Source organism: Streptomyces sp. NPDC042371 (genome assembly GCF_056437465.1).
Window position 1 is genome coordinate 1090931 of record NZ_JBWKAP010000001.1, and the last position, 13066, is coordinate 1103996.

Here is a 13066-nt window from a genome sequence, read left to right on the forward strand (position 1 = left end):
GGCGGGACAGGGACGGGGGTCCCGTTCATGAAGCGATGTCGAGGGGGGCATCATGCAACCGGAAGGTCGCCGTTCTATGTCTAAGGAGACGGTGGCCTGCCGCTGATGCGTTCGCAAAGGCCGAGGGGAACCGGAGCGAACGGAACGACCTACGAACACGCGGGCGACCGCGTGCGGGGGGATGACTCATGACGTCGACGCCGACGGGCGCGCGGCAGAACGACCCGTCAGAGACGACACAGCTCAGGGTGCCGTCGCACAGGACGGGTGGTTTCCGAAGAATCAAGAAGACCCTGCCGCGGTACGACTACGAGCACTACAGCAGACTCGCCGGGCCGCTGACGCAGCCCGACCCGAGCAAGCCGTACAAGGTGAAGTACCGCTCGCTGCTCTCGCAGGAGCCGCACAAGGTACGGGCCGCGCTCATGCTGGGAGCGGCCCCGCTGCTCTCGCTCGTGCTGCTCGGCTGGCTGCTCCAGCCCGAGCACTGGACGCAGCGGGACTACGTCGCCAACAAGTGGCTGCCGGTCCTCGACGTCGTCATGCTCATATCGATCGGTCTGATCGAGTTCTTCCGCTGCATGAACGTGCTCTCCAACGCGCACGCGACGCTCGTCGCCCGCGACCCGATCCCCGTGGTGCCCGAGACCGGCACCAGAGTCGCCTTCCTCACCTCGTTCGTGCCCGGCAAGGAGCCGATCGAGATGGTGACGAAGACGCTGGAGGCCGCGGTCAAGATCCGGCACCGCGGTCTGATGCACGTCTGGCTCCTCGACGAGGGTGACGACCCTGAGGTCAAGGAAGTCTGCAGACGGCTCGGCGTGCACCACTTCTCCCGCAAGGGCGTCGCGAAGTGGAACATGGCGAAGGGCCCGCACCGCGCCAAGACCAAGCACGGCAACTACAACGCCTGGCTCGACGCGCACGGCGACGACTACGACTACTTCGCATCGGTCGACACCGACCACGTCCCGATGCCGAACTACCTGGAGCGGATGCTCGGCTTCTTCCGCGACGAGAACGTCGGCTTCGTCATCGGCCCGCAGGTCTACGGCAACTACGACAACTTCGTCACCAAGGCCGCCGAGTCCCAGCAGTTCCTCTTCCACGCGCTGATCCAGCGGGCGGGCAACGCGTACGGCGCCCCGATGTTCGTCGGCACGTCCAACGCGGTGCGCATCAGGGCCCTGAAGCAGATCGGCGGCCTGTACGACTCGATCACCGAGGACATGGCGACGGGCTTCGAGATCCACCGCGCCACGAACCCGCAGACCGGCAAGAAGTGGAAGTCGGTCTACACCCCGGACGTGCTCGCGGTCGGTGAGGGCCCCAACGCCTGGACGGACTTCTTCACCCAGCAGCTGCGCTGGTCCCGCGGCACGTACGAGACGATCCTCAAGCAGTTCTGGAAGGCACCGTTCTCGCTGCCGCCCGGCCGTCTCTTCAACTACACGATGATGGTCATCTTCTACCCGATGTCCGCCATGAACTGGATCCTGGCGGCGCTGAGCTGTGCGCTGTTCCTGGGTCTCGGCGCGTCCGGCGTGAACATCGACCCGACCATCTGGCTGATGCTGTACGGCAACGCCTCGGCGCTGCAGATCGGCCTGTACATCTGGAACCGCAGGCACAACGTCTCCCCGCACGAGCCCGAGGGCTCCGGCGGTGTGGCGGGCATGGTGATGTCGGCGCTCTCCGCGCCGATCTACGCGCGCTCGCTGCTCGACGCCGCGCTGCGCCGCAAGAGCAAGTTCGTGGTGACCCCCAAGGGCGACTCGGCGAGCCCGGACACGCTGTTCGGGACCTTCCGGATCCACCTGTTCTTCATCCTGGTCTTCGCCGCCTCGATGGCCGCCTCCTTCATGTACGGGCACTCGCACCCCGCGATGATCACCTGGGCCACCTTCGCCCTGCTGATCACGGCCGCGCCGATCTTCGCGTGGCGGTGGGGCATGCGCCAGGACAAGAAGAAGCCCAAGCCCCCCGAGCAGGCCGGGACTTTTGGGCCGCCGCAGGGGCCGGACACGACGGTGCCGCAGCAGCGCGACGCCACAGCGCCCCTGCCGCACGCCCCGCAGCAGAAGCCCAGCTGGGCGGCGCCCGACCAGACCATGCAGATTTCCCTTGGGGGACGTAAGAAATGAAAGACCGTTCCAGCCGCCGCCGCGCCCGCCGCATCGCGATAGGCGCGGCGGTCGTCCTTGCGCTGGCAGGGATGAACGGCCCTTGGCTGTGGCGCGTGGGCTCCGAGAAGTACCACGACTACAAGATCAACAAGCCGGAGTACAAGGCGGACAACGGCCACTGGGAGGTCCTGGACTTCCCCGAGGAGTACCGCCAGAACACCATCCACGCGGCGCTGCTGCACACGGGCAAGGTCCTGATGGTCGCGGGGTCCGGCAACAACCAGAAGAACTTCGACAAGAAGAAGTTCGACACCCGGCTGTGGGACCCGGTCAAGAACACCATCAAGAAGATCCCGACGCCCACCGACCTGTTCTGCACGGGCCACACCCAGCTGGGCAACGGCAATCTGCTGATCGCGGGCGGCACCCAGCGCTACGAGAAGCTGAAGGGCGACATCACCAAGGCGGGCGGCCTGATGGTCGTCCACAACGAGGACCCTGACGAGCCGAAGACGATCCCCGCGGGGACGAAGTTCACCGGCAAGAAGACCGGCAAGACGTTCGTCTCCCAGGACAACGTCCTGGTCGAGAAGGCGAAGAAGGTCTTCGACCCGCAGACCGGCGCGTTCGTGCGCACCGAGCCGGGCCTCGGCCGGGTCTACGTCGAGGCGCAGAAGAGCGGCGCCAAGTACGAGACGGGCACCCAGGACAACTACCGCGTCCAGGGCCTGAAGGGCGCCGACACCCGCAACGTCTACGGCATGGCGGAGAAGCTCGCCCTGGACAAGAAGGACTTCCAGGGGATCAAGGACACCTTCGAGTTCGACCCGATCGCCGAGCGGTACATCAAGGTCGACCCGATGAACGAGGCGCGCTGGTACCCCACGCTGACCACGCTCACCGACGGCAAGATCCTCTCCACCTCGGGCCTCGACGAGATCGGCCAGCTCGTCCCGGGCAAGAACGAGGTGTACGACCCCAAGACCAAGAAGTGGACGTACACCAAGGGCATCCGGCAGTTCCCGACGTACCCTGCGATCTTCCAGATGGCCAACGGCAAGCTCTTCTACTCCGGTTCCAACGCGGGCTACGGCCCGGACGACGTCGGCCGCAAGCCCGGCGTCTGGAACCTGCGGACCAACAAGTGGCAGGGCATCCCGGGGCTGAGCGACCCGAAGCTCATGGAGACCTCCGGCACGGTCGAACTGCCGCCCGCCCAGGACCAGAAGTACATGGTGGTCGGCGGCGGCGGTGTCGGCGAGTCCAAGGAGTCCAGCGAGAAGACCCGCATCGTCGACCTGAAGGCGGACGCCCCGAAGTTCACGGACGGTCCCTCACTGGAGAAGGGCACGCGCTATCCGCAGATCTCGACGCTGCCCGACGACTCGGTGCTGATCTCCGGCGGCTCCGAGGACTACCGCGGGCGCGGCGACTCCAACATCCACCAGGCGCGGATCTACGACGCCAAGACCGGTGAGATGAAGCGGGTGGCCGACCCCGAGGTCGGGCGCAACTACCACTCAGGGTCGATCCTGCTCCCCGACGGCCGCGTGATGTTCTTCGGCTCCGACTCGCTCTACGCCGACAAGGCCAACACGAAGCCGGGCGTCTTCGAGCAGCGCATCGAGATCTACACGCCGCCGTACCTGTACCACGGGTCGCAGCCGTCGCTCGGCGCCGGGCCCAAGACGATCGCGCGGGGCGGGTCGGGGACGTTCCCGACCAAGCACTCCTCGTCCATCAAGACGGCCCGCCTCATCAAGCCGAGTGCGTCGACGCACGTCACGGACATCGACCAGACGTCGATCGCGCTCGACCTGAAGAAGTCGCAGGGCAAGGTCACGGTGACGCTCCCGAAGAACCGGAGCGTGGTCGAGTCCGGCTGGTACATGCTCTTCGTGACGGACGACCAGGGCACGCCGAGCAAGGCGCAGTGGGTGAGGGTTCCCTAGCGGGGCCGTAGCGGCGAAAGAGCCGCAGTCGCGTCTGCCGGGATTCCGAACAGATGCGACTGTGGCTTTCTCGTGGCTGCTCGCGCAGTTCCCCGCGCCCCTTACGGGGCGCTCCTAGCCAGAAGACTTCGCGAGGCCCAACGCGTACTCCGGCCACCACTCGCCCGCCTTCGGCCCACCCCGGCACGTGCCGTCGGACTCACCGGGCCGCTTCACCCAGAGGTACGCGTCGATGAGTGGATCGCTCGTCTTCGTCGTCGGGGTCTCGCCGAGCGCCCGGCCGGGCGGGTTGCACCAGGGGTCCTTGCCCTTGGTGTACGGCCCGTTGCCGTTGCGCGCCGTGTCGATGACGAACGGCTTGTTGCCGATCTTCGCCGACAGCTTCTTACCGAACTCCGTGCTGACCGCGGTGGTCTGGAAGTTGGAGACGTTCACCGAGAAGCCGTCGGCCTGCTCGACGCCCGACCGCTTCAGCGGCTCCCAGAGGGAGTCGGGGTTCTTCCAGCCCGCGTTGCCCGCGTCCAGGTACACCTTGGTGTTCTTCAGGGACTTGAGCTTGCCGATGGCGCCGTTGAGGAGGTCGTACCGCTCCTCGTGGAACTGCTCGGGCGTGCAGTTGTCGACCATGTGGAGGACCGCGTCGGGCTCCAGGATCACCGTGGCGTGGCGGTCGCCGATGCCCTTGGCGACCTGGTCGACGAAGGCGCGGTACGCGTTGCCGTCGGCCGCGCCGCCGCCCGAGTACTGACCGCAGTCGCGGTGCGGGATGTTGTAGAGGACCAGCAGGGCGTCCCGGTCGGCCTTCTCCGCCGCCTCGGTGAAGCCGCGCGCCTGGTCCTCCGCGTTCTCCGGGACGATCCACTCGGCGACCGGCTGCTCGGCGATCTTCCGGATCTGCTCGGCGTCGTCCTTCTTGTCGTCCTTGGCGTACGACTCGACCTGCTTGGCCGCGTTGCCGTCCGGATTGACCCAGTACGGATCCTTGCCCTTGGGCTGCTGCTTCACCGGCGGACTGGACGAATCGCCGTCCGAGTCACCGCCGGAGGAGCACCCGACGAGGAGCAGCGCGGCCCCCGCGAGCGCCACTCCCGTCCGCATCCCCATGGCCGCGAAACCGTGCCCGCGACCGGTGCCATTGCGGTACATCCACTCCCCCTCGGGTGCACTGTCCGTTTCTCAATCCTGACACACGTCATCCCTGCCCACGAGGCTTGCCCGCCCTGCGCAGAGAGCTGTAGGAGAGCTGTTACAGCCCGCCCGGTCGGGGTAGGCGCAGTCCGCGGGGAGTGGAGGTGGATGGGGCATGCGAGACCGCGACAGGGAACTGCGGCTTGCGGACATTCTGGTGGAAACCACGGACACCCTGACCGACGACTTCGACCTCGACCGCTATCTGGAGTGGCTCGCGGACCGTTGCGAGGAGCTTGTCGACGCCCGGGGCGTCGGCGTGATGTACACGGGCGGGAACGAAGAGGTGCGCATCGTCCCCTGCGGTCGCCAACAGGTGGCGGTGCGGGGGCTGCTGGAGGTTCAGTACTGCGGCGGTCCGTGCGTCGAGAGCTTCGACACCGGGGAGCCGGTGCCGCCGATGCGGATCTGTCCCGAGGGCGCCGGGGCCCGCTGGCCGGAGTTCGCCGAGCGGGCGGGCGAGCACGGCATCGAGGAGACGTACGCGGTGCCGATCAGGCGGGACGGCACGATACTTGGCGTGCTCAACATCTTTGTCGCGGCGGCGAATCGGGACGACGGGCCCGGGCACCGGGTGACGTCCGAACGCGGGATGCGGATCGCGCAGGCTCTTGCCAATGCCGCGGCCACGGGCCTGCACAATCACCGCACCCACTCCGCCTACCGGGTGCTCTCCGCACAGTTGCAGAGGGCGTTGGACAGCCGCATTCACGTGGAACAAGCCAAAGGTCTGCTCGCTGAGCGCTGGAACACCGGCATGGACGAGGCATTCGCGGCGCTGCGGGGTTACGCACGCAGAGAACAGCAGGTCATCGACCTGGTGGCCACCCAAGTGATCAGGGGCAAGATCGACGCGGAAGCGCTCCGCCGGGGTAGGTCCGGACCTTCCTGATGCAGGGTTCCCCACCTGCGGTGATCACGCAGGGAGAGGAATGTGCGACTTGGCGTCATTCTGTCGCCATCGCCTCTAGGCCCACGCGCTCATTCGTTCTAAAGTCGGTTGCACGGCCCAAGCCCCCGGCCATGTCGACCATTCCGCAATTCGGGAATGGTCCCCGCACCTCCCGCGCCGGCGCCGGGTTTCTCCCGCAGCTCGTGCGCGCGCGGTCGAGGACCAGCCCGGTCGGCGGCTCCGGGGGGAGCGGGCCGCCGACCGGGCCAGGTACGGGTCGCGTACCGGGACCGGGACTTCTCGGCGCCGTCACGCGCTCACATCGGTGAGGTACGCGGAGACGATCACGTTCGCCGTGTAGGTGCGCGCGTTCTTGTCGAAGGTGCCGCCGCAGGTGATCAGGCGCAGCTCCGCGCGGCCGTCCTCGCGCGGGCCGTACGCCTTCTTCGCGTCGAAGCGGTCGCGGTCGACGACCTGTACGTCCTCCACCGTGAACTCGGCGACCTTGCCGTCGTCCCGGGAGACCTCGACCTTCTCGCCGGGGCGCAGGGTGCTGAGGTCGTAGAAGACGGCGGGCTCGGTCTCCGTGTCGACGTGGCCGACGAAGAGGGCCGCGCCGGGGGCGCCGGGGCGGGTGCCGCCGCCGTACCAGCCGACGGTGCCGGACTGCGCGAAGGGCGGCGGGTCGATCGCGCCGTCGCCGTCCAGGCCGCGGGCCGTCACCGGGGCCCGCACCTTCAGCGAAGGCACGTCGACGCGCTCGGGCCGCGCGGCCTCCAACGGCTCGTGCGCGGGCGGAAGTTCGACGCCGAGGGGGCGGCCGACCGCGGCGACGTCGCCCGTGGCGGGCGCGGACAACCCGCCGCGCAGGCCCGCGATGTCGCTGCCCCAGAGGCAGAGGCCGACCAGGAGGACCGCCCAGGCGACTCCGGTCAGGAGCCGTCCCGACCCGGAAGCGCGTTCGGCGCCGGACATGGTGGCGTCCCGCCCGTCACTCGGAGCGGCGTCGGCGGACGCTGCGGAACGCCACCGCGACGGCGGCGACCCCCGCGAGGATCAGGCCGATCACGGCGTGCCGGGTGCCGGGCCCGGCCTCGTTCGCCTCCGCGGTCGCGGCGGTGGTCAGCTGCGCGGTGCCGCCGCCACCTGCCCGTACCGGGGAGACCGGGTCAGGGTGGTGCCGCTCGATCCGGACGGTGCCCGCGCTCTGGTGCGGGTGGCCGTCGCAGGTGACCGTGACGTCGTAGGTGCCGGAGACGTCGTGCTTGATCCGGGCGCTGCCGCTGAGCGCGTACTTGTCGCCGTCACGGCCGGTGAGGTCGGCGTCCCCCTCGAAGGCCCCCGACCCCGCCGTACCGGTCGTGCCGCTGCAGCCCGTCACGCTCACCTCCACGGTGGCGCCGGGCGCGGTGCTTGCCGGGGAGACGGTGGCCCGTACGGAGCCGTCCTCGTGGGCCTGGGCCGCGCCTGCGGGCAGGACGACCGCCAGGGCGACGGCCACTCCTGCCCCACGGAGAGCAAGGGAACATATACGCATCGTGAACCTCCATCTACGAGGTTCACTCGGCGCGGGCGGCTCCGCATCTTGATGCGGCAAACGGGCGGCGGCCCGGTCGGGCCCGGTCCGGTCAGACGCGGTCCACCAGGTCGGCGATGGAGTCCACGACGTTCGAGGGCCGGAACGGGTGGTGGTCGATGTCGGCCCGCGAGGTGAGGCCCGTGAGCACCAGGAACGTCTCCATGCCCGCTTCGAGTCCGGCGAGGACGTCCGTGTCCATGCGGTCGCCGATCATGGCGCTGGTCTCCGAGTGCGCGCCGATCGCGTTCAGCCCGGTCCGCATCATCAGCGGGTTCGGCTTGCCCGCGAAGTAGGGGCTCCGGCCGGTCGCCTTGGTGATCAGCGCGGCGACGGCCCCGGTGGCGGGCAGCGGGCCCTCGGTGGAGGGGCCTGTCTCGTCGGGGTTGGTGCAGATGAAGCGGGCCCCGCCGTTGATGAGGCGGACGGCCTTGGTCATGGCCTCGAAGGAGTACGTGCGGGTCTCGCCGAGGACCACGTAGTCCGGGTCGTGGTCGGTGAGGACGTACCCGATGTCGTGCAGGGCGGTGGTCAGGCCCGCCTCCCCGATGACGTACGCGGTGCCGCCGGGGCGCTGGTCGTCGAGGAACTTGGCGGTGGCGAGCGCGGAGGTCCAGATGTTCTCGACGGGCACTTCGAGGCCCATCCGGGTCAGCCGGGCCTGGAGGTCGCGCGCGGTGTAGATGGAGTTGTTCGTCAGGACCAGGAAGGGCTTGCCCGACTCGCGCAGCTTCTTGATGAAGGCGTCGGCGCCGGGGATCGGCACTCCCTCGTGGATGAGCACGCCGTCCATGTCGGTGAGCCACGATTCGATGGGCTTGCGCTCTGCCATGGGGTGCACTCCTGCGGTGTACGGGGTTGCTGGGGCGCCGGGACAGCGCTGTGCCGACGCCCACAGCCTAATCAGGAACCCGCGATCTTGACCCCGTCGATGGTCCAGTACCAGTTGTTGGCCCCGGTGTAACGGAAATGGACCTGGGCCTTCCGTGCACCCGCGGGGACCTGGAGCGCGATGTTCTCCACGACGGAGGGGGTGTCCGCCGTGTACGTCTTCACCGCCGTCGGCGTGCCGCCGTCGTAGGAGACGAGCACCTCGCCCTTCTGCGGGGCCTCGTGGCGGTAGTACGTCGTGTACGTGAGTGTCGCCCGCGCCCCGCCCCGTACGTCGTACGAGGGGCTGGTCAGCGTCGAGTCGAAGGTGCCCGAGACCGTCTTGTCGCTCCACTCGTCGCCGTCCGCGACCGCGAAGACGCCGCGGGCGCGGATGTTGTTCTCGCGCCGCTGGTCGCGCTCGGCCTTGGTCCAGAACTCGTCCGTCGTGAAGGACCAGCCGCGCCACTCGGTGACGCCGCCGGTGCCCATCCTCGCGTTGTCGACGGTCCAGCCGCTCGGCGGCGTGTGCGTGAAGCCGATGACGCCCGCGCCGATGCCGCCCTCGTCCACGGGGCCGCCCAGTGCCGGGCGCAGGGCGTCGAAGTCGTCGGGCCTCGGCTGCTGGACGGGGCGGCCGTCCAGGCCCCAGGCCGGGTCGATGGCGATGCCGAGGTGGGCGAGGGCGGTCGCTGCGACGTCGGGCATGCGGACGTCGTGGCGGACGGAGCCCGCGGTGATCGTGGGACCAGTGGCGATCAGGAACGTCTGCCGTTCGGCCCAGGTCGAGCCGCCGTGGCCGCCCGCGTCGGTGTGCCCGTGGTCGGCGGTGATCATGACGAGCCACTCCTCGTTCCCGTACGTGGCACGGGACTTGACGGCGGCGAGGAGCTGCCCGACCTGGGTGTCGACGCCGTGCAGCGCGTCGAGGTAGGCCTGGCTGGCCGCGCCGCTGTCGTGGCCCGCGTGGTCGACGTTGTCGAGCTGGACGAAGACCGCGTCGGGGCTGCCCTTACCGAGCTCGGCGACGGCGCGTGCCGTGGTGCCCGTGTCGTACTCGGCGGACGGCGTGGAGACCCGGGTGTCGACCTTCGCGGAGAAGATGATGTCGGTGATGGGGTTCCAGGACGCGACGGCGTACGTCCGCAGGCCGGGCCTGGCCGCCTCGACGCGGGTCATGAAGTCCGGGTAGGCGGCGAGCTGGTGGCCGGTGAACTCGTTGTTCACGACCTTGTGCTTGTCGGGCCAGACGCCGGTGATGAGGGTCGACCAGCCGGGTCCCGACGAGGTGGGGGCGAGGGGGTTGGCGTAGAGCGCGCTGGGCGCGGTGAGGCCCGCGGCCATCAGGCCCTTGAGGGTGGGGGTGTCCGCGTCCTTGACTCTGTTGAGCAGGGCGCCGTCGAGGCCTATGACGAGCACCTTGGGGGTCTTGGCGGCGGCTCTGGCGGCGGCCGCGAGGGGCCCTGCGGCGAGGGCGGCGGCCGCGGTGGAGACGAGCAGTGAGCGGCGGGTGATGCCTGACGACACGTGGTCCTCCGGAAGACGTGGTGGGGGGCGGTGCACGCCAACGCCCCCGGAGAACCAGGGGCGTTGGGTCCATACCCGTTATCTTTTCGCGACCGAACCCTCTGGGGCCAGGGGTGCGACGGTGAACTGTCAGCTACCGGTCGCCGACTTCCAGTCCTCCACGTACGACTGAAGGTTCTCGGAGACGTCCGCCCAGTCCGGCTCGAAGACCTCCACACCCTCGATGATCTTGTCGAGGGCGATGGCGTTGGCGTCGGTGGCCTTGACGTCCTTGCGGGCGGAGAAGCCGCCGCCGATCTCGCTGACCTGCCGCTGCGCCTCCTGGCCGAGCATGAAGTCGAGGAACTTCTTCGCGTTGGCGTTGTGCGGGGCCTTGCCGACGAGCCCGGCCGCGTAGGGCAGCGCGAAGGTGGTGGGCTTGTCCGGGTTCTTCGCGGTCGCCGGGAACCAGATGCCGAGGTTCGGCATGTCCTTGGACTGCGCGTAGTTCATCTGGACGTCGCCGTTGGCGGCGAGCAACTCGCCCTTGTCGACCTTGGGCGCGAGCTTGCCGGTGGAGGCGGACGGGCCGACGTTGTTGGTCTGCAGCTTCTTCAGGTACTCCATCGCCGGTTCCTTGCCGCCGAAGTCGTGCATCGCCTTGATGAGCACGGCGGTGCCGTCGCCCGCGACGCCGGGCGTGGAGTACTGCACCTTGTTCTTGTACGAGCCGTCGGTGAGGTCCTCCCACGTCCTGGGTGCCTTGCCGCCGCTCAGCTCCTTCTTGTTGTAGATGAACCCGAAGTAGTTCTTCACCACGGAGGTCCACTTGCCGTCGGCGGCCTTGTCGGCGCCGTCGACCTGATCCGAACCCTTGGGCTCGTAGGCCTTCAACAAGCCCTTCTCATCGGCCTGCTGGATGAAGGGCGGCAGGGTGATGAGGACGTCGGCCTGCGTGTTGGACTTCTCGCGGACGGCGCGCTGCACCATCTCGCCGGAGCCGCCCTCCACGTAGTTCACCTTGATGCCGGTCTTCTTCTCGAAGTCCTTGAAGACCCGGTCGTACCAGCCGTCGCCGTTCTCACCCTTGAGGCCGTCGGCGCTGTAGACGGTGACGACCTTCTCGTCGGACGCGGCGGAGCTGCCGCCGCACGCGGTGAGGGATCCGGCGAGGACGAGGCTGCCGGTGACGGCGGCGACCGTGCGGACGTGGCGGACTCGGATAAGGCGTGACATGACGTTTCGTACTCCTTGAAGACTTGAAGAGCCGTGGGACAGGACGGTTTTCAGCGGTAGGAGGCGCGGGTGCGGATGCGGGAGACGGCCAGCAGGACGAGCAGCGTGGCCGCCATCAGGACCGCCGCGACGGCAGCGCCGGTGAAGGTGGAGCCGCGGTCGGTGGCCGCGTAGATCTGCACGGGCAGCGGCATCCAGTCCGGCGGGTAGAGCATCATCGTGGCGCTCAACTCGCCCATGGACAGCGCGAAGCAGAGCCCGGCGGCCGCCGTCAGGGACGGCAGCAGGAGCGGCAGCTTCACCTTCCACAGGACGTACGAGGGCCGGGCGCCGAGCGAGGCGGCGGCCTGTTCGTACGCCGGGTCGAGACGCACGATGGCAGCCGAGACCGACTGGTAGGCGAACGCCGTGACGAGAATGGCGTGCGCGAGGATCACGATCGAGCTCGTGCCGTTGAGGATCATCGGCGGCTTGCTGAACGCGACGAGGACCGCGAGGCCGACGACCACGGACGGCACGGCGACGGGCAGCACGAACAGCGCGTCGAGGAGCTTCTTGCCGCCCCTCTTCATCGAGGCCCCCGCCAGCGCGGCCCAGGACCCGACGGTGAGCGCGAGCAGGCTCGCGGCGACCGCGGTGACCAGGCTGGTGGTGAGGGCCCGCAGCGAGTCGCCGCGGGTGGCCGACGCGTAGTGCTCACCGGTGAAGCCGGACGGGAAGGCGCCCGACCAGTGCTCGGAGAACGACGCCATGAGGATCACGAGCAGCGGCAGCGCGAAGAGCGGCAAAAAGAGCACGAAGAACAAGGCCCAGGTGGCCCACTTCCCCTTGCGGCTATGCACCAACACGACGGCTCACCACCCGGTAGAGGCCGTAGAGGCCCACGGAAATCGCGATGTTGACGACGGCGACGACGCACGCCGCCGGATAGTCGGACTCGAGGATCGCCTTGCTGTACACGAGCATCGGCAGGGTCGTGACCCCTTTCGCCCCCGTGAAGAGGACGATCCCGAACTCGTTCAGGCACATGACGAGGACGAGGCTGCCGCCGGCGGCGAGCGCGGGCAGCGCCTCGGGCAGGATGACGCGGCGCACGATGCGGGCGGGCCGGGCGCCGAGGCTGGAGGCCACCTCGATCTGCGCGGTGTCGATCTGCGAGAACGCGGCGAGCAGGGGCCGCATCACGAAGGGCGTGAAGTACGTGATCTCGGCGAGCAGCACGCCCCACGGCGTGGTCAGGAACTGGAACGGCCCCTCGGCGGCGCCCGTCGCATCCGTCCACACGCCGTTCGCCATGCCCTTGGTCCCGTAGATGAAGAGGAGGGCAAGGGTGATCAGGAAGGACGGAAAGGAGAGAAAGACATCGATGAACTTCGCGACGGCCTTCCCGCCGGGGAACGGCACGAAGGCGATGACCAGCGCGAGCGCGAACCCGAGGACGAGACATCCCACGGTCGCCCCGAGCGCCAGCCACACGGTGGTCCCGAGCGCCTCCCGGAACGCCTCCGAGGCGAAGACGTCGGAGTAGGGCTGCAGCGAGGTCCCACCGGTGTCGGGCTGCAGGGACTGCTGGACGACGAGGAAGAGGGGATAGAGGAAGAAGACGCCGAGGAGGGCGACGGGGGGCAGGGCCCATACGAACGCGGGTGCTTTGCGGGTCCGGTGCCCGGCCTCGGTTCGGGTACCGCCCACCCGTGCCGGTTCGCTCGAAGCGAGGCGT

Annotated in this window: 11 protein-coding genes; 3 read left to right on the top strand and 8 right to left on the bottom strand. The window is 68.8% G+C overall.

Annotated features, from left to right (window positions below; all coding sequences use genetic code 11):
* The first annotated feature begins 188 nt into the window (after positions 1–188).
* Both AC068B_RS04790 and glxA read left to right on the top strand, forming a co-directional pair.
* A complete protein-coding gene (locus tag AC068B_RS04790) occupies positions 189–2144 on the top strand; it encodes a glycosyltransferase family 2 protein (protein WP_478668988.1) in 1956 nt (651 codons plus the stop codon).
* A complete protein-coding gene (gene glxA / locus AC068B_RS04795) occupies positions 2141–4078 on the top strand; it encodes a radical copper oxidase GlxA (protein ID WP_478668989.1) in 1938 nt (645 codons plus the stop codon). The genes AC068B_RS04790 and glxA overlap by 4 nt, the downstream gene beginning before the upstream one ends.
* Before the next feature lie 114 nt (positions 4079–4192).
* On the opposite strand, the gene AC068B_RS04800 is transcribed toward glxA, so the two are convergent.
* Positions 4193–5224 (bottom strand): glycoside hydrolase family 6 protein, encoded by a 1032-nt coding sequence (locus AC068B_RS04800; protein ID WP_478668990.1) that lies wholly within the window; start codon positions 5222–5224, stop codon positions 4193–4195.
* Between the two features lie 157 nt (positions 5225–5381).
* On the opposite strand from AC068B_RS04800, the gene AC068B_RS04805 reads away from it, so the two are divergent.
* A complete protein-coding gene (locus tag AC068B_RS04805; protein ID WP_478668992.1) occupies positions 5382–6158 on the top strand; it encodes an ANTAR domain-containing protein in 777 nt (258 codons plus the stop codon).
* Between the two features lie 309 nt (positions 6159–6467).
* On the opposite strand, the gene AC068B_RS04810 is transcribed toward AC068B_RS04805, so the two are convergent.
* The 7 genes from AC068B_RS04810 to AC068B_RS04840 form a co-directional block, all read right to left on the bottom strand.
* Positions 6468–7133, bottom strand: coding sequence for a class F sortase (locus AC068B_RS04810; RefSeq protein ID WP_478668993.1), 666 nt, complete (start codon positions 7131–7133; stop codon positions 6468–6470).
* Positions 7134–7149: 16 nt separating this feature from the next.
* Positions 7150–7659, bottom strand: a complete 510-nt coding sequence (locus AC068B_RS04815) for a hypothetical protein (protein ID WP_356264921.1) — start codon at positions 7657–7659, stop codon at positions 7150–7152.
* A 127-nt stretch (positions 7660–7786) separates the two neighbouring features.
* A complete protein-coding gene (locus AC068B_RS04820) occupies positions 7787–8566 on the bottom strand; it encodes an HAD-IIA family hydrolase (RefSeq protein ID WP_478668995.1) in 780 nt (259 codons plus the stop codon).
* A gap of 71 nt (positions 8567–8637) precedes the next feature.
* Positions 8638–10131, bottom strand: coding sequence for an alkaline phosphatase family protein (locus AC068B_RS04825; RefSeq protein ID WP_478668996.1), 1494 nt, complete (start codon positions 10129–10131; stop codon positions 8638–8640).
* A gap of 129 nt (positions 10132–10260) precedes the next feature.
* Complete coding sequence (locus AC068B_RS04830) at positions 10261–11346, bottom strand: 2-aminoethylphosphonate ABC transporter substrate-binding protein (protein WP_478668998.1); 1086 nt, start codon at positions 11344–11346, stop codon at positions 10261–10263.
* Between the two features lie 50 nt (positions 11347–11396).
* A complete protein-coding gene (locus AC068B_RS04835; protein WP_478668999.1) occupies positions 11397–12194 on the bottom strand; it encodes an ABC transporter permease in 798 nt (265 codons plus the stop codon).
* Positions 12181–13038, bottom strand: a complete 858-nt coding sequence (locus tag AC068B_RS04840; protein ID WP_478669257.1) for a 2-aminoethylphosphonate ABC transporter permease subunit — start codon at positions 13036–13038, stop codon at positions 12181–12183. The genes AC068B_RS04835 and AC068B_RS04840 overlap by 14 nt, the downstream gene beginning before the upstream one ends.
* Between the last annotated feature and the right edge of the window lie 28 nt (positions 13039–13066).

Coding starts and splice junctions, on each gene's coding strand:
- AC068B_RS04790 (WP_478668988.1), top strand. CDS start 189: ATGACGTCGACGCCGACGGGCGCGCGGCAGAACGACCCGTCAGAGACG.
- AC068B_RS04810 (WP_478668993.1), bottom strand. CDS start 7,133: ATGTCCGGCGCCGAACGCGCTTCCGGGTCGGGACGGCTCCTGACCGGA.
- AC068B_RS04805 (WP_478668992.1), top strand. CDS start 5,382: ATGCGAGACCGCGACAGGGAACTGCGGCTTGCGGACATTCTGGTGGAA.
- AC068B_RS04800 (WP_478668990.1), bottom strand. CDS start 5,224: ATGTACCGCAATGGCACCGGTCGCGGGCACGGTTTCGCGGCCATGGGG.
- glxA (WP_478668989.1), top strand. CDS start 2,141: ATGAAAGACCGTTCCAGCCGCCGCCGCGCCCGCCGCATCGCGATAGGC.
- AC068B_RS04830 (WP_478668998.1), bottom strand. CDS start 11,346: ATGTCACGCCTTATCCGAGTCCGCCACGTCCGCACGGTCGCCGCCGTC.
- AC068B_RS04820 (WP_478668995.1), bottom strand. CDS start 8,566: ATGGCAGAGCGCAAGCCCATCGAATCGTGGCTCACCGACATGGACGGC.